The sequence below is a fragment of the Acidobacteriota bacterium genome, from assembly GCA_012729555.1.
Lineage (GTDB): Bacteria > Acidobacteriota > UBA6911 > UBA6911 > UBA6911 > UBA6911.
In genome coordinates this window covers 52,794-72,715 of sequence record JAAYCX010000040.1, presented here as the reverse complement: position 1 = coordinate 72,715, position 19,922 = coordinate 52,794, and the positions used below count along the sequence as shown (strand labels likewise).

Here is a 19,922-nt window from a genome sequence, read left to right as displayed (position 1 = left end):
GGATCCGGCCGGGAGCCGGCGAAAGGTCTATGGCGACCTAAATGGCTACCTCTGCAGGATTTGAGAAGTGGGGAGAGAGACCCCGGCAGCGATGGTACCTGGAACTGCTGGAGAATTTGCGGAGCGGCCTGACGTGGATAGACGCGCTGGCCGGCGTCTGCGCCACCGCCGTCATCGCGCTGATCCTCGTCGGATTCCGCTCCCAGGTCGTTCCCGATTATGAAGTCGGGCAGATCGCCGACCAGGAAGTGCGCGCCGCGCAGGATGTCTTTTACGAAGACCGGATGGCGACCGATCTGCGGCGGGCGGAAGCGGAAGCCGCCGTCCCGGCCGTGTACCAGCTCGAATCCGACCTCATCTCCAGCCAGGTGAAATCCACCGCCGCCGTCTTTTCCGAGGCCCGGGACATCCTGGCGGAGGCCGGCCCGGGCGCCCAGGCATCGAAGGCGCGCCGCGGGGAACTGCTGGAGAAGCTCAGGGCCCGCGCGGGGGGCGCTTTTCCGCCCCAGGTGCTGGAAGCGCTGTTGCGATACAACTTCAGCCCCGATCTCGAAGCGCGGATGCTGGAACTGCTCGACACGGTTTTGCGCGACGGCATCATCCGCGACCGGGGGGAGTTCCTCAAGGACCTGCGTTCGGGCATCCTCGTGCGCGACGGCTCCTACACCGTGGAGCACCCGCTGACGGACGCCTACCGGGTCCGCGATCTCTCCGCGGCCAAGGAGTTTCTCCGGCAGTCCCCGATCGAACACCCCGGCATGTCCCAGCGCGACCGGGCGACGATCCTCTCCTACCTGGAAGGCGCGCTTTTTCCCACCCTCCTGTGCGACCGCGAGGAGACCGATTCCCGGCGCGCCCTGGCCTCGCGCCAGGTCAAGCCGGTGGAGGTGCAGCTCAAGCAGGGCCAGACCGTGGTCCGCAGCGGAGAGCAGGTCACGCCCCAGATCCTGATGCAGCTCAGCGCGCTCAGGAACCTGCGCCGGCCGCGTTCCCTCATCTGGCAGTTCGGGGGGTACTTCCTGATCGCGGCGATCCTGATCTACTCGCTGTGGCGCTACTTCGTCTACTACCAGACGCGCCACCGCAAGATCCGGAACCACGCCGTGCTGATCCTGGCCGTGATCGGCTCCGAGCTCCTGGTCCTGCGGCTGCTGACCTCGCTGGCCGACATCCTCGGGGAGCGGTTCCCGCGGTTTCAGGACCCCTACGTGCTGTATTACGGCATCCCCTTCGCCTTCGGCGCCCTCCTCATCACGCTGCTGGTCGACGTCAACCTGGGGGTGCTCTCCTCGGTGGTGCTGGCCATTCTCTGCGGGCTTTTCTACGGCCACGTGGAATTGTCGGCCTACTGCATCATCGGATCCCTGGCCGGGATCTACAGCATACGGCAGTACAAGGACCGGGCGGCGATCCTCAAAAGCGGCCTCACCATCGGGGTCGCCAACATCGCGTGTCTGGCGGCGCTGGCCATCATGCGGCAGGCGCCGCTCCGGTTTTCCGACGCCCTGGATCAATTCGTACTGGCGCTGCTGGGCGGGATGCTGGCGAGCGCGCTCTGTTCGATGCTGCTCCCCGCGCTGGAAACCCTGTTCAAGATCACGACCGACATCCGGCTCCTGGAACTGTCGAACCTCAACGCCCCCCTGCTGCGGCGGCTGGCCGTGGAGGCGCCCGGGACCTATCATCACAGCCTGATGGTGGCGACGCTGGCGGAAGCGGCGGCCGAGGCCATCGGCGCCAACCCGCTTCTGGCGCGGGTGGGCGCCTACTACCACGATATCGGCAAGCTTCTCAAACCGGAGTATTTCGTGGAGAACCAGGCCTACGGCGGCAACAAGCACGAGGACCTGTCGCCCAGCATGAGCTGCCTCATCATTTCCAGCCACGTCAAGGACGGGCTCCATTTTGCCAGGTCGGCGGGGCTGCCCCAGCGCATCAGCGACATGATTCCGCAGCACCACGGGACGAGGATCATGACCTTCTTCTACCAGAAGGCCAAGGAGGCGGCGGACGCGGACAGGAGCAAGCTGTCCGAGGCCGATTTCCGCTACCCGGGGCCGCGGCCGAGAAGCCGGGAGGCCGGGATCATGATGATGGCCGACAGCGTGGAAGCCGCCTCCCGGACCCTGGGCGAGGCCCCGGCGCCGGCCCAGATCCGGGGCATGATCGACCGGCTGGCGGATTCGGTCATCGGGGACCACCAGTTCGACGAATGCGACCTCACCTTCAGGGACGTGAAGCTCATCAAGGAGAGCTTCTTCAAGATTCTGGCCGGCATCTTTCACCATCGAATCGAATATCCGGGATATGACTTCAAACGCACGGGAGACGGATCCGGGGAGACGGCCCCCGAAGATCCAGGTCCTCAGCAGGCAAAAACAGGTTAGGATCGATCGGGCGGCCGCCGCCCGCTTTGCCGCCGCGCTGCTGGAAACACTGGGGCTCGGCGGCGGGTCGATGTCCGTGGTGTTTGTCGGGACGCGCACCATGAGGAGGCTGAACCGCCGGTGGCGCCGCGGCGACTACGCGACGGACGTGCTGAGTTTCGGCTACGGGGACGGGATCGGGACGGAGGCGGGATTCCTGGGAGACATCGTCATCGCCCCGGAAGTGGCCGTGCGGCAATCGTCCGGGGCGCCCGGCGGGGCGGAGAGGGAGATCCGGATGCTGCTCCTGCACGGGGCGCTCCATCTGGCGGGGTACGACCATGAGACGGACGGCGGTGAGATGATGCGGATGCAGCGGAAACTGATGCGGCGCAGGTTCTTCCAGGGCCCCCCCCCGCTGGTGGGGCCGAAGGGGCGCCGATGATGTTCTTCAACCTGGAGATCGCGCTCCTCGTCGTTTTCCTCGGGCTCCTCTTCTTCTTCTCCCTTGTCGAGAGCGCCATCATCCAATCGAGCCCGCTCCTGCTGCGCATGATCCTGGAACACGGCGACGAGTCCGCCCCCCCGCTCCTCCCGGCGATCCTGGAGAACCGCAACCAGGTGTTCGTGCCGCTGCAGTTCGGGACCCAGTTCTGCGCCATCACCATCGTGGTGCTCTCCACCCACCTCAGCCTCGGCCTCTGGCCGGTTTACGGCTGGGTCTACGCCTTCCTGGCCAACATCGTCCTGTCGGTGCTCTTCCGGCAGCTGTTGCCGCGGCTGCTCACCCAGCACGAGCCGGAGGAGAAGCTGGCGACGCTGCTGCGGGCGTTCCATCCGCTGAGCCTGATCCTCCGCCCGGTGGCGCTCCCGCTGTCCCAGGTCCTCAACCTCCACAAGCGGATGCACGATGAGGTCCACAGCGGCGGCAGGGACGAAGACGAGGAGGCCACCGGCGAGGAAATCCAGGCCTACCTGGAGATCGGGGAGGACGAGGGCATTCTCGAGGAGGAGGATTCCCGCCTCATCCAGTCGGTGGTCGAGTTCGGTAATACGCTGGTGAGGGAGGTGATGACGCCGCGCACCAAGATCGTGGCTTGCGAGGAGGGCGCCACCGTAGCCCAGTTGCGCGACATCATGGTGGAGCACCGGCATTCGCGCATCCCGATCTATCGCGGGGACCTCGATCATATCGTCGGGGTCGCCTATATCCGCCAGCTGATGACGCTGTCGGTCACGGGGAGGGATTCCGACCCCATTACGGACCTCATTCATCCGGTCCTGTTCGTCCCCGGGTCCAAGCCGGTTTCCAAGCTTCTCAAGGAGCTCCAGGAGCGGGGGGACCATACCGCCATCGTGATCGACGAATTCGGCGGGGTGGCCGGACTGGTCACGATCGAGGACCTCGTCGAGGAGATCGTCGGGGAAATCTGGGACGAGGACGAGGCCAAGGTGAACCAGGTGGTGAAGGAGGATCCCGGCACCTTCCTGGTGCACGGGAGCGCCGAGATCTTCCGCCTCGAGGAACTGGCGGGGAAAAAGTTCGAGGACTCGGGCTGCTCCACGGTCGCGGGCCTGCTGATGGGGTTTCTGGGACGGGTCCCGGCGCCGGGCGAAGCCTTCGAGATGGAGGGGATGCGGGTGCAGGTGATCGACGCCGACCGCAAGCGGGTGCACTGGGTCCGGTTTCATCTCCCCGGGGTTCCCGGCGCCGACGGCGCCGGGCAATGATCGTGTCGGTGCCTTATGTTTGACGCCGCGGACCGCAGGTTCATGAAAATGGCGCTCCGGCTCGGGGAAAGGGGGACCGGCAGGTCCAGTCCGAATCCCAGCGTCGGCTGCGTCATCGTCCGGGACGGGCGCGTCGTGGGCCGGGGGTGGCACGAGTACGCGCTCCGGGACCACGCCGAGGTGCGGGCGCTGCGGATGGCGGGGGAACTGGCGGCCGGCTCCGAGGTGTACGTTACGCTGGAGCCCTGCTGCCACGAGGGACGTACCCCCCCCTGCGCCGATGCGCTCGTGCGGGCCGGCGTGCGGCGCGTCGTGGCGGCCAGGACCGACCCCAACCCGGTGGTCTCCGGGCGCGGCGTGGAAAGGCTCCGGTCCGCCGGCATCCGGGTGGATGTCGGGCTGTGCGCCGGGGAGGCGGGCCGCCTCATCGAGCCCTTCGCCCGCCACGTCAGTTCGGGATACCCGCTGGTCGTTTCCAAGGTGGGGATGACGCTGGACGGGAAGATCGGGACCGGGAGCGCCGATGGGCGAGCCATTTCCTCCCCCGAAGGGCTGGAGTTCGGCCAGCGGCTGCGCCTCGGGTGCGACGCCGTCATGGTCGGCGCCGGCACCCTCCTCGCGGACGATCCCGAACTGACCTACCGGGGCGGCCGGGGCAGGGCGCGCCCCCTGGTCCGCGTCATCCTGGATTCCCGGCTGCGCACCCCCCCCGGCTCCCGGCTGCTGCGGGTCGCGCCCGAGTCTCCCGTCCTCCTCTTCTGCGCCCCCGACGCGCCCGGGGCCTCCCGGAGGGAACTGGAAGAAGCGGGAGCCGAAATCGTGGCCGTTCCCCGGTCCGACGCGGGGCTCGACCTCGAAGCGGTCCTCGGGGAGCTGGGCGCCAGGAACATCCTGTCCGTTCTCGTGGAGGGGGGGAGCCGCGTCCACCGGGCTTTCCTGGAGGCCGGGAAGGTGGACGTCTTCCACTTCATCATCTCCCCGCTGGTCCTGGGCGGCCGGACGGCCGTTCCCGTGGTGGGGGGGGCGGGATTCCCCTCCATCGCCGAGGCGCTCCGTTTCCGGATCCGGCGGACCCTGCGCGCGGGCCCCGACGTGGTCCTGGAAGCCTACCCGGAATGCTCCCGGTCCATCATCTCCCCGTGGCTCTCAGAAAGCGCTCCATCTCCCGCGCCAGGTTCCGCGACCCCATCAGGGCCGAAATGACCGCGACGCTTGCGGCTCCCGAAGCGAGAACCCCGGCCACCCGGTCGATGCCGATCCCCCCGATCGCCACCACCGGGACCGTGGATGCAACGCAGGCGGCGGCCAGGCGCCGGAGCCCCACGGCGGGGCCGGGCCGGTCCTTGGTGGCGGTGGGGAAAACGGGGCCGAAGCCGATGTAGTCGACGGGCAGGGCGCGCGACCGGCGCACCTGCCCCAGGGTATGGGTGGAGTATCCGACGACGGCCGCCGGGCCCAGCAGGAGGCGCCCCGCTTCCGGCGGGAGGTCCTCCTGCCCCAGGTGCACTCCCCGGGCGCCGGCGGCCAGCGCCAGGTCGCAGCGGTCATCGACGACGAGGGTGATGGCGCGGCGCTCCGCGAACTCCACGCAACGGCGGAGATCGACGAGGAGTTCGCCGGCCGGGGTGGTCTTGTCGCGGATCTGAACCCACGTGGCACCCCCGCGCGCCAGTTCGCGCAGAACGGCCAGGTGGGTGGCAGCCCGCGCCAGGGCCTTGTCCGTAATCGGGTAGATCGGGGGGAGCGCCGTTTTCATCGCCGGAGGTTCGATTGTAGAGCAGGGGGGGCGGGAAGGGAAGGGGGAAAGAGGGGCCGGGGAGGGGGCGCGGCGCGCCTCCCCCTCCGGCCCGGGGTTTACTTGACGATGCGGGGAGTCACGAAGAACAGGATCTCCTGGGTCGAACGCGTGACGGACGTATTCTTGAAGAGGTGTCCGATCACGGGCAGGGAACCGAGCCCCGGGACCTTGTTTTCGCTGTTCGCGTCCTCGTCCAGGAGGATGCCCCCGATCACCGTGGTGCCCCCGTCGGTGACGAGCACGCGGGTGCTGGACTCGCTGGTGCGGATGGAAGGAACCCCGTCGACCGAATTCCCGAAGTCGGCCGTGTTGTTTTCCACCTTCAGGTCGAGGACGATATTGCCCTCGTAGGTGATCTGCGGGGTGGCGGTCAGGGTCAGGGCGGCGTCGAAGAACTGGATCGTCACCGTGTTGTTGGAATTGATCGGGACGGGGAAGCGCAACCCCTGGGTCACGACCGCGCGGCTGTTGTTCTGCGCGATCACCTTGGGCTGCGAGATGAGCTTGGCCATCCCCTTGGTCTCGCCCGCCGTGATGGCGGCGTCGAGCAGGAAGGTGTCGAAGATGTTGCCGACCGAAATTCCCAGTCCGCCGAAGGCGCGCGCGGCCGGCAGGTTGACGTTGTAGTTCCCCTTGTTGGTCGCCTGGGTCCCGGTGCTTACCGCGGCGCTTTCGCTCGCGGTCCCGCCGTCGTCGCCGGTGATTCCGGCCCCCCTTCCCGTGATCGGGTTCCCGGCGGCGTAGGTCTTGTCCGGAGTGGCGCTCGGCCGGGTGCCGCCGATGGTGCCGAAGGTGTTGGGGCCGCCGACGGTGACCCGTTCCAGGTTCCCCTGGACAAAGCCGAACTGGACGCCGATGTCGCGGGCGAAATTGCGGGAGGCGGACACGATGCGGGCCTCGATTTCCACCTGGGCCTGCGGGAGGTCCAGCGCCTCGATCAGGTCGATCTGCCTGGCGATCGAGGCGGGGATGTCGGTCAGGATCAGGGAATTGGTCCGTTCGTCGACGACCACGGTCCCCCGGACCGTTTTCTGGTCCGAGACCGCGTCGACCAGGTCCTTCGCCTTGGCGTAGTTCAGGCGCTTGATCCGCGTCTGGAGGTCCGCGGCCAGCAGGTTCGCCTTTTTCAGGGCTTCCTGCTGCCTGGCCTCCTCCTGGAGCGTCGATTTCCGGGCGACGCGCACCATCGTCCCCTCTATCTGCTTGTCGAGGCTGTTGTTGCGCAGGGCGGCCTCGAAAATCTGATCCCACGGCATCTTGACCACCTTCATGGACAGGGTGCCCTTCACGGCGGGATCCAGGACGATGTTGATTCCTCCCTCATCGGCCATCAGGCGGAAGAAATCGACCAGCGGAACATTGACCAGGTCCAGGGTCAGGGGGTGCCCCGAGAACCGGGACCCGTTGGAGTTTCCGTTGCCCCCTCCGGGGACGGCCGACTGGGCCAGCGCGGCGATCAGGGGCGGCGCCTCCGGCCGGCCGGCCTCCGGGGCGGGAGGGGCTGCGGGCTGCACCGCCGCGGGCTTGATCGCGGTCGCCGCTGCGGGCGGTGCCGCTGCGGGCGGTGCCGGGGCGGGCCTGACCGTCGGCGCGGCCGCGGGGCGTGCCGCCGCGGGGCGTGCCGCTGCGGGTTGCACCGCCGCAGGCTTGATCGCGGTCGCGGCTGCGGGGCGTGCCGCCGCGGGCTTGATCGCGCTCGCCACGGCGGGCTCGGACGCCGCGGGCTGCTCCGGCGGGGAGTAGGGCTTGATGACGTACTCCCTCCTGCCGGCGGCGGCTCCGGCCGTCTTCTCCGGGGCCGCGGAGTTCTGTCCGGGGTGGAACACCAGCCGGACGGAGCCGCTGTCCACGGAAAGTTCGTGGGTCCCGTGCCCCTCTTCCAGGTCGAACACCATCCGGGTGATCAGGGAAGGGGAGGTCTGGTACTGCTGCACCCTCAACTTCTTTACCGACGCCGTTCGTATGGGCAGACGCGTGAACGGGATCCGGTTGCGGGTATTGGGGAAGTCGAGGACCAGGCGCCGCGGGTTGTCCAGCATGAACTGCTCGGGCGCAATCTGCCGGTCGGCGTCGACCGTGATCACCGCCCTGTCGTTCTCGGGAACGAAACGGACGTCGGTGAGGGCGGCGGCCGCTACGAGTTCCCTGGCCGGCGCACCGGAGTTTTCCCCGGCCCGGGCGAGACCGGGGAGGGACAGGGCCAGCAGGAGGAGAAGGATGCCGCAGGTCGCGCCCTTCGCCTTGGTCGATATCGAGTCTGTGATCGGGGCATGTCGCATTTTCATACCAGCCATCCTATGGTGTCCTTAATCGCTTGGTGACCTCTTGAGCCACGGTTTTACCAGAGCGCATTTTTGTTTCACGGACCAACGTGACGGAATCCTCGTGAATGGTTTTCAAGTAGCCGTCGAAGAGCCGGTCGCCTTCCCGGAGAAAATAGGCGCGGGCGTCGGCCGCGCGAATGACGGCCGTCCTCCGGTCGTCGCGCAGCGAGATCCCTTCGAGCGCCGCTTGCGAGATGTACGTCCCGGAGATTCCCGGAGGCGGCACCCCCCGGGGCACTTCTTCGTCCCCGGGCCTGGATCCGGACTTCTTTCTTTCCGGGTGCCAGAAGGGGTCGCGGCGGTTGGCGGGTTGATACGGAATGCCCGCATAACGGATGGGGGATTCCGCCGACACCTTCGCGGTCCCCTCCCGGTCGGAGACCGTGCGGGCGTCCCGGGCCAGGGCCGGCACCGCGAGCGGCACCGACAGGCACAGCCAGGGGAGCACGCGTCCCAGAAACGGCCCGAATCCGTGCCGGACGGTTGAGCCCCGGCCCTTCCCGGGGAAGGGGGGCGTGGAACAATGGAGGCGTGTCACCGCTTTTTCTCCTTCATGGTCGGGTTGTCGTTCGACGGATCCAGCGGCACGTCCCTGAAGACATAGGTGGTCGCGGTGCAGCCCGCGACCAGGGTGCGGCTGGGATCGGTCTGTTCCTTGGCGTTCTGGAGCGAGAGCGTGTCCACGTCGATGATGCGCGTGGCCTGGCTGACCTTTTCGAAGAAGAGCCCCAGGCCGTGGTAATTCCCCTCCACGACCATGTCGATCGGCCAGTCGGAATAGAAATCACGCGGCACCATCGCCCGCGGCTGAAATTTGTTGATCTTGAGGTTGCTCGCCGCGGCCATCTGCTGGATGCCGCGCAACAGGCCCGGCGTCTCCTTTTCCGAAGGGAGGATGCTCTGCAGCACCGCCAGCCGCTGCTCGAGCTCGGCCAGCTCCTTCTTGAACTGCGCCAGCTGGGTCTCGATGGCCGTACCCTGCTGCACGGACTTTTCCAGCTCCTGGATCTCCGCCCGGATCTGGTCGTGCCTCTGGATCCTGTCTTTCAGGTAGTACATGTAAAACGCGAAAGAAAGACAGAGGACGAGGACCGCAAACACGCCGATCTGGGTTGCGCGCGACAGGTTTTCAAAACGAAAATTGCTGATGGCCATGCCTTCACTCCGCCTGGGGTTGCTTGACGCTGGTGCATATGAGCGAAAATCTGGAAGAGTCCTCCTGCCGCTCGATCAGCTCGAGGTCGACGCTTGCAAAAATTCCGCTCGCCTTGAGGTTGCTCATCAATTGGGGGATGACGTTCGGGGCCGCAGTGCTCCCCACGACCTTGACGATGCCCGACTTCTGCGAAAGGGAGGTGAGCCAGAGGTCGCCGTCGCGCGGGATGCTCTGGATCACGGTGTTGAGCAGGAGAACCGGGCCGCTCTGCTTGTCCTTCAGCGTCTCGATGACGTCGATCCGGCTCTGCCGCTGCGCCTTGAGCTTCTCGTATTTTTCGACCTCTTTTTTCAGCAGCTCGAGGCGCGCCACCTCCCGGCGGAGTTCCTCCCTCCGGACGGTGTCGACGGAGATCTGGTGGTTGACGGTGAAGGCCCACGCCCCCATGACGCCCGCCGCCGCCAGGAGGAGAACCGCGAAAATGAGCCCCGTGCGCGAGACCTTGGGCTTCACAAAGGTCTTGCGCGTCCGGGCTGTCTGATCCTTCAGCAGATTTACTTTGATCATAGCCGCCCTATTCCTCCGCACTCCGGAGTGCCAAACCGATTGCGATCGCCAGATCCGGCGCCCGGTCCTCGATGAGCGAGGGGGAGAAGCGCTTGGGATCGAACGAGATCTTCCTGAAGCTGTTGAATTTTTCCGCGGGGAGATCGAACTTGCGCTGGAGCGCGTCGATCAGCCCGGGCGTGTGCGCGCCCCCCCCGCTGACGATCATCCGGTCGATGCGGTCCACGGTGGTCGTCGATTTGAAGAAATCGTAGGTTTTCTGGATTTCCATGCAGAGGATTTCGGTCACGGAATCGATCACGTGGGACGCCTCCTGGGGGGTGATGTTTTCCACCGTCTCCCCGTGTTTCAGCGCCCGGGCCTGGCTGTAGGTGAGGTTGAACTCCTTCTGGAGGAATTCCGTGTACTGGTGTCCCCCGACGCCGACGTCGCGCGTAAAGAGGAAGTCGGTCCCGGAGACGATGACGATGGTCATCGTGCCGGCGCCGATGTCGAGCAGGGCCACGGTGCTCCCGTTTCGGGGCTCGTAGTTGACCTCGTAGGCGTTCTGGAGGGCGAACGCGTCCACGTCGACGAGGGAGGGATTCTTCCCCGCCATGTTGAGGACGCTGGTGTAGTCGGTGATCTTGTCCTTTTTGACGGCCACCAGGAGGATATCCAGGTTCCCGGTCCCGATATTTTCGCCGAGGACCTGGTAATCCATGTTCACGTCGGCGATGTCGAAGGGGATGTACTGTTCCGCCTCCCACCGGATCGATTCGGCCAGGTCCTCCTCCCCCTGCACCGGGAGCGAGATCTTCTTGACGATGACCGAATGGCCCGAGATGGAAGTGGCGATCCGTTCGTTCTTGATCCCCTGCTGGGCGAAAATCCGGTTGATGGCGTCCGATACCGGTATCTTGGAGATGATGACCCCGTCCACGATGCAGTCCGGGGACAGTTCCTCGAAGCCGAGACTCTGCAGTTCGTAGGCGCCCTTGCGCGTCGGGCGCAACTCCGCCGCCTTGAGCGCGCTGCTGCCGATGTCGAGGCCGATGGGCTGCCGGTTGCGATTCAGGAGACTTAGCATCATAGGTTCGCCGATTCCCAGTTCATTCCCCGGCCCCGGCGGAAACCCCGGAATCGTCCGGGAACCGCGAAGCTTCGGAAGAAATGAAAGCGTTTGACATTGTCGTTTCGTCCAGGTGCCGCAAAAAGGATCCCGCCTCGGCAATTTCCCTACCGGTGCCGCGGGCTTCCTGCTATCCTTATCGTTCCGGGGCGCAAACCTGTTGCGTTTTTATTGAATTAAAATGGTGACCGGGATCACCAATACGGGGAATGTTTCCCGCCCCGGGCGGATATTTCAGGCCAAAGCGGCGCCGTCGGGGCCTCTCCGCGGCGGGGTGAGGAGAGGCGGCCCGGAGGGCGGGAGCCCGAAAAATGGCCGCCTGTTCCAAATATACTTGACACGCTGTCTGCTCTTGGATAGCCTAAAGGATTGTTCTGCTTGGTATTTACTGAGGGAGAATACGATGAAGAGTTTTATTCCCGGAGAGAAGGATATTCGGAAGCACTGGCACGTCATTGACGCCGAAGGGCAGGTTCTGGGAAGGATCGCCACCAGGGCGGCCACCCTCCTTACGGGCAAAAACAAGCCGATTTATACCCCTTTCCTGGACACCGGCGATCATGTCATTATAGTCAACGCCGAAAAGGTGAAACTGACGGGCAACAAGCTCGCGGACAAGAAATACCGTCACCACACCGGGTATCCCGGAGGGTTGCGGGAAGCCACCGCCGGCGAGGTTCTGGCCAGGGATCCCGGGAGGCTGCTGCGTGAAGCCGTGTTCGGCATGCTTCCCAAGACGAAACTGGGCCGGGCGATGAGGAAAAAACTGAAGGTGTACGCGGGACCTCAGCACCCGCACGAGGCCCAGCAGCCCACGCCGCTGGCCTTGTAGTCCCTTAATAAACGGAATGCGCTGCATTCTGCGTCGAGCCGAGGAATGGAATGGCGACAGTCGAGTATTACGGAACAGGAAAGAGGAAAAGCTCCACCGCGCGCGTGCGCCTTTTGCCCGGCGCCGGCCAGGTGATCGTCAACAAGCGTGACCTGAGCGAATACTTCAAGAACGAGACCCAGCGCACGGTGATCCGTTACCCGCTGGCGGTTACGGAAAACGTGGGCAGGTTTGACATCCGGGCCATCGTGAGCGGCGGGGGCACTTCCGGCCAGGCGGGCGCCATTCGGCTCGGTATTGCCAAGGCCCTCTTGCAGTTCAACGCCGAACTGCGACCCAGGCTCAAGAAGGCGGGCCTGCTGAGCCGGGACTCCCGTGTCAAGGAACGAAAGAAATACGGTCAGAAGGGGGCTCGCAAGAGATTCCAATTCTCGAAACGCTAGCCTGAGGAGGTTCTACTTGGTTTCGGTAACCATGAAACAACTGCTGGAGGCCGGGGTTCATTTCGGTCACCAGACCAAACGCTGGAATCCGAAGATGAAGGAGTATATCTTCGGGCAACGCAACGGCATCTACATCATCGATCTGCAGAAGAGCCTCAAGCTGTTCAAGCAGGCCATTCAGTTCGTGTACGAGCTGGGAGCCCAGGGGAAGACGGTTCTGTTCCTCGGGACCAAGCGCCAGGCCCAGGAAGTGATCCAGGAAGCGGCCGGCCGGACGGAACTGTACTACGTCAACCAGAGATGGCTGGGGGGGCTGCTGACCAACTTCGTGACGATCCAGAAGAGCATCAAGCGCTTCCGCGAACTGGAGACGATGCGGAGCACGGGACAGTACGACCTCTTTTCCAAGAAGGAAGTCGCCCGTTACGAGCGCGAACGCAAGAAGCTGGAAAAGAACCTTTCCGGCATCAAGGACATGGGCGCCCTGCCCGACGCGCTTTTCGTCATCGACACCAACATGGAGTCGATCGCCATCAAGGAAGCGGCCAAGCTGGGGATCCCCATTATCGGCGTCGCCGACACCAATTGCGATCCCGATGCCATCGATTACATCATCCCCGGCAACGACGACGCCCTGCGGGCGATCCGCCTGATCACGGAGACGGTGGCCGAGGCCTACCTCGACGGCAAGGCGGTTTATGAAGCCCGGCAGAAGGAACTGGCCGAGCAGGCGGAGAAGCAGCGTCAGCAGCAGGCCCAGCAGGCCGCGGCGGCGCGCGAGGCTGCGGCGGCAAGGGCTGCGGCCCGGGCGGCCGAAGGGGGAGAGGCCGCGGGCGCGCCGGCGGCGGCTGAAGGGGCGGAATCCTCCGCCAAGCCCAAAACCACGGTGCGCAAGACCCTCCAGCGCAAGCCCAGGGCGAAAAAGGCGGAAACCGGGGCGGACTCCGGGGCGGCGGCCGCGGAGGTCCCCTCCTCCGAGGCGGGAATCGAGGCCTCTCCGTCCGAAATCCAGGCCCCTCCGTCTGAAGTCCAGGCCGCTCCGTCTGAAACCCCGGCCGCTCCGGCCGCGGCGGAAGAGCCTGTCCCTCCGGCCGGGCCCGAAGGCGGGCGTCCGGAATAACCGGCTTTTGAATACGGGCTTCCCGGCCTTCGGGAAGCCCGATCTCCGGCTCCCGCGAAGGAACGGCCCGGGACGCGGCCTGTTTCCATTCAATCCTTGTCTCCGTTCCGGGAAGACCGGGACAGAAGCATCGGCGCGGGGGGACGGCCGGCGCCAGCGCATCTCCGTCGACCATACAATGCCGGAACAGGAATCTTAGGAGGAATCTCATGGCTATTTCCGCGGATCAGGTGAAGGAACTCAGGGAAAAAACGGGTGTCGGCTTCATGGAGTGCAAGAATGCGCTGCAGGAGGCGAACGGGGATATCGAGGAGGCGGTCACCATCCTGCGCAAGCGGGGGCTGGCCTCCCTGGCCAAAAAGTCGGGGCGTGAGACCAAGGAAGGCCTGATCGGTTCCTATGTCCACAACGGCAAGATCGGAGTCATGGTCGAGGTGAACTGCGAGACCGATTTCGTCGCGCGCAATCCCGATTTCCAGTCCCTGGTGAGGGATATCGCCATGCACATCGCCGCCAGCGACCCGCGCTTCGTCTCCAAGGACGAGGTGACCGAGGACGTGCTGGCCAAGGAACGGGAGATCTACCGGGAACAGGCCCGGTCCACCGGCAAGCCCGATAACGTGCTGGACAAGATCGTGGAGGGGCGGATCGGCAAGTACTACGCCGAGGCCTGCCTGCTGGAGCAGCCGTTCGTGAAAGACCCCGCCGTGAGCGTGCGGGACCATGTCGCCGCCCATATCCAGAAGATCGGCGAAAATATCCAGGTGCGGCGCTTCGTGCGTTACAAACTCGGAGAATAGCCGGGTTGTCCCCTCCGGGCCGTCGGGGTATGGCGAAACACCCCGGCGCCCGATGTCACGCGGGGCCCGGCCGGGCCCCGGGCGCACGGCGGCGGCAGCGCCGTCCGGCGGATGGCGATTTGGCCAAAATAGCCTCCTTCTCCAGTCCCAATTAGCGTAAAATCACTCTGCGCGCCGCCGGCGGCCGGAGGTTTCCGGTCGTCCCCCCGCCATGTGCCGGGTCGGGGCCGCATCCAGACGACAACGGGCATCACCGGGCGGGAGGGCCAATGGGAGCGAAGGTTCCGGGAGACAAACCAAAATTCGGGAGGGTTCTGCTCAAGCTCAGCGGGGAAGCGCTCATGGGGTCCCAGGGCTTCGGGGTCGATCCCGCCATGGCTTCCAGGATCGCGGAGGAGATCGCGGAGCTTCACGCCATCGGCGTCGAGGTCGCCGCAACCGTGGGAGGGGGGAACATAGTCCGGGGGATCTCGGTCAGCGCGGCCGGCATGGACCGGGTCAGCGGCGATTACATGGGGATGCTGGCGACCGTCATCAACGCGCTGGCCCTGCAGAACGCGCTCGAAAAGCTGGGCGTCTATACCCGGGTGCAGTCCGCCATCGAGATGAAGGAGGTCGCGGAGCCCTTCATCCGCAGGCGCGCCATACGCCATCTGGAAAAGGGGCGGGTGGTCATCTTCGCGGCCGGGACCGGCCTCCCCTACTTCTCCACCGATACCGCTGCCGCCCTGCGCGCCATGGAGATCGCCGCGGAAGTGATCCTCAAGGCTACCAAGGTCGACGGCATTTACGATTCGGATCCCATGAAAAACCCCTCCGCCGTGCTCCTGCGCTCCCTGACCTACCGGGAAGTCCTGGAAAAGGACCTGAGGGTGATGGATACGACGGCCGTGACCCTCTGCATGGAGAACAAGCTGCCGATCGCGGTGTTCAACCTTCTCCGCCGCGGGAACATCCTGGACGTGGTGATGGGGAAGAGCGTCGGTTCCCTGATTCGGGTTGAGGCGCCCTGACCGGCATATCGAGGCCCAGCGAAAGGAGAGAACAACGGTATGGTTCGACAGATACTTGATGCTGCCAGGAAAGGCATGGAAAAGTGCATTGAAGACCTCGAGCGGAATCTGGCCACGATCCGGACGGGGAGGGCTTCCGTCGGGATCCTCGACGGCGTTCAGGCCAACTACTACGGCACCCCGACGCCGCTCTCCCAGATGGCTTCGCTCTCCACCCCGGACCCGAGCCTGATCGTGATCCAGCCCTGGGACACCTCGACGATCGCCGCCATCGAGAAGGCGATCCTGACCTCCGACCTGGGACTGAATCCCACCAACGACGGAAAGGTGGTCCGGCTGCCGATCCCGCCGCTCACCCAGGAGAGGCGCAAGCAGCTGGCCAAGAACGTCGGGCAGATCGGCGAGCAGCACCGCGTCGCGGTGCGCCTGGTGCGGCAGCAGGCGAACGACCAGGTCAAGAGCCATCTCAAGGAAAAGAAGATATCCGAAGACGAGGAGAAGGACGCCCTGAAAAAGGTGCAGGAACTGACCAACCAGTACATCGAGAAGGTCGGGGAACTGCAGAAGCGGAAGGAGTCCGAAATACTCGAAATCTGATGCCCGGCCATGCGTCCGGCGCGGGCCCGCGCGCGGAGCGCGGGGCGGATCCGCAGGCGCGATCCCCCGGCTTGTGCGGGGGCCCGGGTTTCAGTAACATGACGCATTCACAACGGGGTTAGCGAATGATTTCTGCGACACAGATCAAGCGGGGCATGGCCATCAAACTGAACGGGGAACTGTACCGGGTCTTTTCCTTCCAGCACATCACGCCCGGGAACTGGCGCGGCATGGTGCAGACGAAGCTGAAATCGCTCAAATCGGGATCGATCATCGAGCACCGCTTCCGGTCCGAGGACCGTGTGGAACAGGCCTACCTGGAAACCCACGAGGTGGAGTTCCTCTACTCGGACGGGTCGGACTACTATTTCATGAACACCGAGTCCTTCGAACAGTTCCACCTTTCATCGGACTGGCTCGAGGACGCCATCCCCTACATGACCCCGAACATCAAGCTCAAGATCGAATACTGCGAGGGGAAGCCGATCGGGGTGGAACTCCCCGCGAGCGTCGAGCTCCGGGTGACGTCGACCGAACCGGGGCTGCGGGGGGCGACGGTGAGCAACGTCAACAAGCCGGCCACGCTGGAGACGGGGCTCGTGATCCTGGTGCCCCCTTTCGTCAACGAAGGGGAGCTGATCCGGGTGGATACGAGCGAGGGGAAATACCAGGAACGGGTCAAATCGTAACCGCGGTCTTTGTGGTGGAGCCGATCGATGAAGGAACTTACGACTAGTCTTCGCCTCTCGCCGAGCGAAATCCCCAACCGCATCTACGGGGTGGAGAACTGGGGCGGGGGATACTTCGGCGTCAGCGAGCAGGGGGCCCTCACCGTTCACCCGACCCGCAACCCCCTGATGGGGGTCGAAGTGATCGGACTCGTCCAGACGCTGCTCCAGCGGAAGGTGAAACCCCCCTTTCTCCTCCGTTTCCCCCAGATCCTGGACACGCAGATCCGGGAACTGCACGAGGCGTTCCGCAACTCGATCGCCGAATACAACTACGGGGCTCGGCACCGGGGCGTTTTCCCCATGAAGGTGAACCAGAACCGGAGCGTCGTGGAGCGCCTGATGGCCGCCGCCCACCGCTACGAATACGGGCTCGAGGTCGGCACCAAGGCCGAGCTGGCCGCCGCGCTAACCCTTTCGATCCACCCGAACGCGCTGATGGTGTGCAACGGCATCAAGGACCGCAGGTACCTGGAATGGGCCATGCAATCGTCCCGGATCGGCAAGAACCCGGTGCTGGTGATCGAGGAGGTGTCCGACCTGCAGAAGATCTCCGAGGTGTCGGCCGCCCTGGGGATCGATCCCAGCCTGGGGTTCCGGGTGCGGGTCTTCTCCCGGGGCGCGGGCAAGTGGGAGGAGTCGGGGGGGGAGACCTCCAAGTTCGGCATCAACACCATCCAGCTGCTCGATTGCCTGAAAACGGTCTCCGACCGGGGGTGGACCCGGCAGCTGAAGATGCTCCATTTTCACATCGGGTCCCAGATCACCGATATCCGCCGGATCAAGAACGCGATCAAGGAGGCGGCGCGGGTTTACGCCAAGGTGCGCAAGATGGGGTTCCCGGTCGAATATCTCAACGTGGGCGGGGGGCTCGGCGTCGATTACGACGGGAGCCGCACGGCCTCGGACTGCAGCGTCAACTACAGCATGCAGGAGTTCGCCAACGACATCGTCTACACCATCAACGAAATCTGCCTGTCGGAAAACGTGCCCCCGCCGACGATCGTGACGGAGAGCGGCCGGGCGGTCGCCGCGCATCACGCCCTGTTCATCATGAACGTCATCCGGACTCTGAACCCCGGCCTGGGGGGGTCGGAGGTCGATCCCGCGAAGGTCGATTCCGAGGTCGTGCAGGAGATGATGGACCTCTACACCGAAATCACCCCCAAGAACTTCCGGGAGTATTACCACGACGCGCTGCAGCACCGGGAGGAGCTCCAGTCCCTGTTCAACCTCGGCTACCTGAACCTCCAGAACCGGGCCCAGGGGGAATGGCTTTTCTGGGAGATCTGCCGCAAGGCGATCAAGTTCTCCCGTTCCATGAAGGAGCGCCCGGAGGAGTTCATCGACCTGGAGAACATCCTGGCCAGCAAGTACATCTGCAACTTCTCGGTCTTCCAGTCCACCCCGGACAGCTGGGCGCTCGACCAGCTGTTCCCCATCATCCCGGTCACGCGCCTGACGGAGGAGCCGACGGTGCGCGCCACGCTCTGCGACATCACCTGCGACTCGGACGGGCAGATCGACAAGTTCGTCGACCTGCGCGACGTGAAGCAGGCGCTCGAGCTGCACCGCGTCAACGCGGACCCCTATTTCCTGGCCATCTTCCTCGTCGGCGCCTACCAGGAATCGCTGGGGATGAACCACAACCTGCTGGGGTCGGTCAACGAGGCGCACTTTCTCGTGGATGACGCCGGGAGGCCCCATCTCGACAGGGTGATCCGGGGCGAATCGCTCGGGCAGGTGCTGGAGACCGCCGGGTACCAGGCGCGCGACCTGGTGGAAAACCTCAAGCAGATGGCCCAGAGCGCCGAAGCGCAGAAGAAGATCACCGCCGAGGAGCGGGAGTCCTTCTGCGCCTCCTACGAATCGGCGCTGGCAGGTTATACCTACCTGGAAGACTAGGAGCGGATTCTCTTCCGGAAAGCGGCCAGGGCCTTGCGCACGGCGGCCGGGGCGGTTCCGCCCGGTTCCTCCCTGCGCGAGATCGTGCGCTCGAGGCCGAGCGCCTCGTGGACCCCTTCCTCGAAAAGGGGGGAGAAGGCCTGGTACTCCCTCAGGGGGAGCTGCTCCAGGGGGAGCCCGAGTTCCGAAGCCCGCATGACGATCTTCCCCACCAGGTCGTGGGCCTCCCTGAAGGGGAGGCCTTTCGCGACCAGGTAGTCCGCCAGTTCGGTCGCGTTCAGATATCCGCGCGCGGCCGCCTCCCGCATCCGCTCCGGCCGCAGGCGGATCTTTTCCAGCACCCTCCGGACCATCCGGACGCAGGCGTCGACGGTCCGGACGGTGTCGAACACCCCCTCCTTGTCCTCCTGCAGGTCCTTGTTGTAGGTCATGGGCAGGCCCTTCAATACGGTGAGCATGGCCGCCAGGTGGCCGAACACGCGCCCCGTCTTCCCGCGCACGAGCTCCAGCGCGTCGGGGTTCTTCTTCTGCGGCATCAGGCTGCTGCCCGAGGAGACGCTGTCGTCCATTTCGACGAAGGCGAACTCCGAGGAATTGTAGAGGATCAGGTCCTCGGCCAGCCGGCTGAGGTGCACCATCAGGGCGGCGGCGAAGAAGAGGAAATCGAGCACGAAATCACGGTCGGACACCGCGTCCATGCTGTTGGGCGCCGCGGAGGCGAAGCCGAGATCGGCGGCGAGCGCGCCGCGGTCGACCGGGTAGACCGTGCCGGAAAGGGCGCCCGAGCCCAGGGGGCTCACGTCGATGCGCCGGAGCGAGTCCCGGAGCCGGTCGCGGTCGCGCAGGAACATCTCGCCGTAGGCCAGGACGTGGTGGGAAAAAAGCACCGGCTGCGCCCGCTGCAGGTGGGTGTACCCCGGGGTGACCGCCTGCGGGTAGCGGGCGGCGAGATCCGCCACGGACCCGAGCAGGAGGTCGAGCTCCCGGGCGATCCCGGCCTCTTTCCGTTTCAGGTAGAGGCGGAGGTCGGTGGCCACCTGGTCGTTCCGGCTCCGCCCGGTGTGGAGCTTCAGGGCCAGGGCCCCGGCATGGGCGTGGAGCGCCTGCTCCACGTAGCTGTGCACGTCCTCCGCCCCGCTCCGGAGCACGGCTTCGGGGTCCCGCTCCGCGTCCTTCCGGACCGCGCGGAGCCCTTTCTCGACGCGCGCGCGCTCGGCCGGCGTGAAAATGCCGGCGCGCTCGAGGGCGCGGGCATAGGCGAGACTCCCCTCGATGTCCGCTTCGAGCAGCTCCCGGTCGAAGGGGAGGGAATCGTTGAACTGTGCAAAGAGCGGGTCTTCATCCGAGGAAAAACGTCCTCCCCACAGCTTCTTTCTGGCCACGTGCACCTCCATGTCAGTGCGATTTTCTCAGATCGGGGGGCTGGGGACA

19 protein-coding genes are annotated in these 19,922 nt (G+C 65.3%); 12 read left to right on the top strand and 7 right to left on the bottom strand.

All coding sequences use genetic code 11. From position 1 onward, the window contains the following. Positions 1 to 41 precede the first annotated feature (41 nt). From GXY47_08350 to ribD, 4 genes are all read left to right on the top strand, one after another. Positions 42 to 2,387 carry an HDIG domain-containing protein gene (locus GXY47_08350; GenBank protein NLV31153.1) on the top strand — a complete coding sequence of 782 codons (2,346 nt, stop codon included), beginning with the start codon at positions 42 to 44 and terminating at the stop codon, positions 2,385 to 2,387. 70 nt (positions 2,388 to 2,457) lie between these two features. Then, the gene (ybeY, locus tag GXY47_08345; GenBank protein ID NLV31152.1) at positions 2,458 to 2,811 is read left to right on the top strand and encodes an rRNA maturation RNase YbeY; all 354 of its coding nucleotides are present in this window, start codon (positions 2,458 to 2,460) and stop codon (positions 2,809 to 2,811) included. Then, the gene (locus GXY47_08340; protein NLV31151.1) at positions 2,808 to 4,097 is read left to right on the top strand and encodes an HlyC/CorC family transporter; all 1,290 of its coding nucleotides are present in this window, start codon (positions 2,808 to 2,810) and stop codon (positions 4,095 to 4,097) included. The genes ybeY and GXY47_08340 overlap by 4 nt, the downstream gene beginning before the upstream one ends. A gap of 42 nt (positions 4,098 to 4,139) precedes the next feature. Beyond that, a complete protein-coding gene (ribD, locus tag GXY47_08335; GenBank protein NLV31150.1) occupies positions 4,140 to 5,300 on the top strand; it encodes a bifunctional diaminohydroxyphosphoribosylaminopyrimidine deaminase/5-amino-6-(5-phosphoribosylamino)uracil reductase RibD in 1,161 nt (386 codons plus the stop codon). Here ribD and thiE read toward each other — a convergent pair. The 6 genes from thiE to pilM form a co-directional block, all read right to left on the bottom strand. Then, positions 5,227 to 5,853: a thiamine phosphate synthase gene (gene thiE, locus GXY47_08330; protein NLV31149.1), complete on the bottom strand. Its 627-nt coding sequence runs from the start codon at positions 5,851 to 5,853 to the stop codon at positions 5,227 to 5,229. The two genes, ribD and thiE, sit on opposite strands and share 74 nt — an antisense overlap. Positions 5,854 to 5,951: 98 nt before the next feature. After that, positions 5,952 to 8,180, bottom strand: a complete 2,229-nt coding sequence (gene pilQ, locus GXY47_08325; GenBank protein NLV31148.1) for a type IV pilus secretin PilQ — start codon at positions 8,178 to 8,180, stop codon at positions 5,952 to 5,954. A gap of 10 nt (positions 8,181 to 8,190) precedes the next feature. Then, complete coding sequence (locus GXY47_08320) at positions 8,191 to 8,757, bottom strand: hypothetical protein (protein NLV31147.1); 567 nt, start codon at positions 8,755 to 8,757, stop codon at positions 8,191 to 8,193. After that, positions 8,754 to 9,374 carry a type 4a pilus biogenesis protein PilO gene (pilO, locus tag GXY47_08315; protein NLV31146.1) on the bottom strand — a complete coding sequence of 207 codons (621 nt, stop codon included), beginning with the start codon at positions 9,372 to 9,374 and terminating at the stop codon, positions 8,754 to 8,756. Before pilO ends, GXY47_08320 begins: the two co-directional genes overlap by 4 nt. A gap of 4 nt (positions 9,375 to 9,378) precedes the next feature. After that, positions 9,379 to 9,942: a hypothetical protein gene (locus tag GXY47_08310; protein NLV31145.1), complete on the bottom strand. Its 564-nt coding sequence runs from the start codon at positions 9,940 to 9,942 to the stop codon at positions 9,379 to 9,381. A 7-nt stretch (positions 9,943 to 9,949) separates the two neighbouring features. After that, the gene (gene pilM / locus GXY47_08305; protein ID NLV31144.1) at positions 9,950 to 11,014 is read right to left on the bottom strand and encodes a type IV pilus assembly protein PilM; all 1,065 of its coding nucleotides are present in this window, start codon (positions 11,012 to 11,014) and stop codon (positions 9,950 to 9,952) included. 442 nt (positions 11,015 to 11,456) lie between these two features. Here pilM and rplM point away from each other — a divergent pair, with 442 nt between their 5' ends. From rplM to speA, 8 genes are all read left to right on the top strand, one after another. After that, positions 11,457 to 11,885, top strand: coding sequence for a 50S ribosomal protein L13 (gene rplM / locus GXY47_08300; GenBank protein NLV31143.1), 429 nt, complete (start codon positions 11,457 to 11,459; stop codon positions 11,883 to 11,885). Between the two features lie 50 nt (positions 11,886 to 11,935). Further along, positions 11,936 to 12,328 (top strand): 30S ribosomal protein S9, encoded by a 393-nt coding sequence (gene rpsI, locus GXY47_08295; GenBank protein NLV31142.1) that lies wholly within the window; start codon positions 11,936 to 11,938, stop codon positions 12,326 to 12,328. Positions 12,329 to 12,344: 16 nt separating this feature from the next. Continuing rightward, positions 12,345 to 13,448 (top strand): 30S ribosomal protein S2, encoded by a 1,104-nt coding sequence (rpsB, locus tag GXY47_08290; protein ID NLV31141.1) that lies wholly within the window; start codon positions 12,345 to 12,347, stop codon positions 13,446 to 13,448. A 209-nt stretch (positions 13,449 to 13,657) separates the two neighbouring features. Further along, positions 13,658 to 14,248, top strand: a complete 591-nt coding sequence (gene tsf / locus GXY47_08285; GenBank protein NLV31140.1) for a translation elongation factor Ts — start codon at positions 13,658 to 13,660, stop codon at positions 14,246 to 14,248. A gap of 269 nt (positions 14,249 to 14,517) precedes the next feature. Continuing rightward, positions 14,518 to 15,261 carry a UMP kinase gene (locus GXY47_08280; protein NLV31139.1) on the top strand — a complete coding sequence of 248 codons (744 nt, stop codon included), beginning with the start codon at positions 14,518 to 14,520 and terminating at the stop codon, positions 15,259 to 15,261. A gap of 39 nt (positions 15,262 to 15,300) precedes the next feature. Beyond that, the gene (frr, locus tag GXY47_08275) at positions 15,301 to 15,858 is read left to right on the top strand and encodes a ribosome recycling factor (GenBank protein NLV31138.1); all 558 of its coding nucleotides are present in this window, start codon (positions 15,301 to 15,303) and stop codon (positions 15,856 to 15,858) included. Between the two features lie 125 nt (positions 15,859 to 15,983). Then, the gene (efp, locus tag GXY47_08270) at positions 15,984 to 16,547 is read left to right on the top strand and encodes an elongation factor P (protein NLV31137.1); all 564 of its coding nucleotides are present in this window, start codon (positions 15,984 to 15,986) and stop codon (positions 16,545 to 16,547) included. 27 nt (positions 16,548 to 16,574) lie between these two features. Further along, entirely contained in the window at positions 16,575 to 18,491 is a 1,917-nt protein-coding gene (gene speA / locus GXY47_08265) for a biosynthetic arginine decarboxylase (protein NLV31136.1), read from the top strand. Here speA and argH read toward each other — a convergent pair. Further along, positions 18,488 to 19,885: an argininosuccinate lyase gene (argH, locus tag GXY47_08260; protein NLV31135.1), complete on the bottom strand. Its 1,398-nt coding sequence runs from the start codon at positions 19,883 to 19,885 to the stop codon at positions 18,488 to 18,490. The two genes, speA and argH, sit on opposite strands and share 4 nt — an antisense overlap. Positions 19,886 to 19,922: the final 37 nt, after the last annotated feature.

Coding starts and splice junctions, on each gene's coding strand:
- ybeY (NLV31152.1), top strand. CDS start 2,458: ATGTCCGTGGTGTTTGTCGGGACGCGCACCATGAGGAGGCTGAACCGC.
- thiE (NLV31149.1), bottom strand. CDS start 5,853: ATGAAAACGGCGCTCCCCCCGATCTACCCGATTACGGACAAGGCCCTG.
- GXY47_08350 (NLV31153.1), top strand. CDS start 42: ATGGCTACCTCTGCAGGATTTGAGAAGTGGGGAGAGAGACCCCGGCAG.
- pilQ (NLV31148.1), bottom strand. CDS start 8,180: ATGAAAATGCGACATGCCCCGATCACAGACTCGATATCGACCAAGGCG.
- GXY47_08310 (NLV31145.1), bottom strand. CDS start 9,942: ATGATCAAAGTAAATCTGCTGAAGGATCAGACAGCCCGGACGCGCAAG.
- GXY47_08280 (NLV31139.1), top strand. CDS start 14,518: ATGGGAGCGAAGGTTCCGGGAGACAAACCAAAATTCGGGAGGGTTCTG.
- pilO (NLV31146.1), bottom strand. CDS start 9,374: ATGGCCATCAGCAATTTTCGTTTTGAAAACCTGTCGCGCGCAACCCAG.
- efp (NLV31137.1), top strand. CDS start 15,984: ATGATTTCTGCGACACAGATCAAGCGGGGCATGGCCATCAAACTGAAC.
- pilM (NLV31144.1), bottom strand. CDS start 11,014: ATGATGCTAAGTCTCCTGAATCGCAACCGGCAGCCCATCGGCCTCGAC.
- rplM (NLV31143.1), top strand. CDS start 11,457: ATGAAGAGTTTTATTCCCGGAGAGAAGGATATTCGGAAGCACTGGCAC.
- argH (NLV31135.1), bottom strand. CDS start 19,885: ATGGAGGTGCACGTGGCCAGAAAGAAGCTGTGGGGAGGACGTTTTTCC.
- speA (NLV31136.1), top strand. CDS start 16,575: ATGAAGGAACTTACGACTAGTCTTCGCCTCTCGCCGAGCGAAATCCCC.
- ribD (NLV31150.1), top strand. CDS start 4,140: ATGAAAATGGCGCTCCGGCTCGGGGAAAGGGGGACCGGCAGGTCCAGT.
- tsf (NLV31140.1), top strand. CDS start 13,658: ATGGCTATTTCCGCGGATCAGGTGAAGGAACTCAGGGAAAAAACGGGT.
- frr (NLV31138.1), top strand. CDS start 15,301: ATGGTTCGACAGATACTTGATGCTGCCAGGAAAGGCATGGAAAAGTGC.
- rpsI (NLV31142.1), top strand. CDS start 11,936: ATGGCGACAGTCGAGTATTACGGAACAGGAAAGAGGAAAAGCTCCACC.
- GXY47_08340 (NLV31151.1), top strand. CDS start 2,808: ATGATGTTCTTCAACCTGGAGATCGCGCTCCTCGTCGTTTTCCTCGGG.